Raw genomic sequence first — 566 nt, 5'->3', positions numbered from 1 at the left:
TGATGTGTACCCAAAAAACTGGACACATTAATATTTAGTTTACATGGTGGATGCTAACCTATACAAAGTAGGTGGCATCCATTTTGTTTTCTTCTGAATTCTTTCGTTGTTGTAGTAGTATATATATTCGTCAATTGCTTTTGAAAAATCATCAAATGTTTTAAATTCTCTCTCACATCCATAATACATCTCTGTTTTAAGTCTTCCAAAGAATGTTTCCATGATACAGTTATCGTAGCAGTTTCCTTTTCTTGACATTGACTGAGTTATTTGATGCTTTTCTAATTCTTTGATGTAGTAGCTGTTTTGATATTGCCAGCCTTGATCTGAGTGCATGATTAAGCCTTTTACACATGGAAACTTTTCAAATGCTCTATTAAGCATTCTTGATACTTGTTCTAGTGTTGGATGCAATGATAAGTCGTATGAGATGATTTCGTTTGTGTACATATCTAATATTGGTGATAGATAGCATTTGCCCCACGCGAAGTTAAACTGGGATACATCTGTAGTCCACTTAGCAAATGGCTTTGTTGCTGTGAAGTCTCTATTTATGATGTTGCTTG

The 566-nt window shown here is 34.3% G+C and carries 1 protein-coding gene; it reads right to left on the bottom strand.

Features of this window, described 5'->3' with window-relative positions; translation table 11 throughout:
• Nucleotides 1–39: 39 nt before the first annotated feature.
• On the bottom strand, nt 40–566 hold a 527-nt coding region (locus tag HMPREF1040_RS03160), incomplete at its 5' end, for an IS3 family transposase (protein ID WP_007392470.1).

The organism is Megasphaera sp. UPII 135-E, from assembly GCF_000221545.1.
Lineage (GTDB): Bacteria > Bacillota > Negativicutes > Veillonellales > Megasphaeraceae > Megasphaera > Megasphaera hutchinsoni.
Note: the sequence above shows the minus strand (reverse complement) of the source record. Positions and strands in the feature narration are given on the sequence as shown.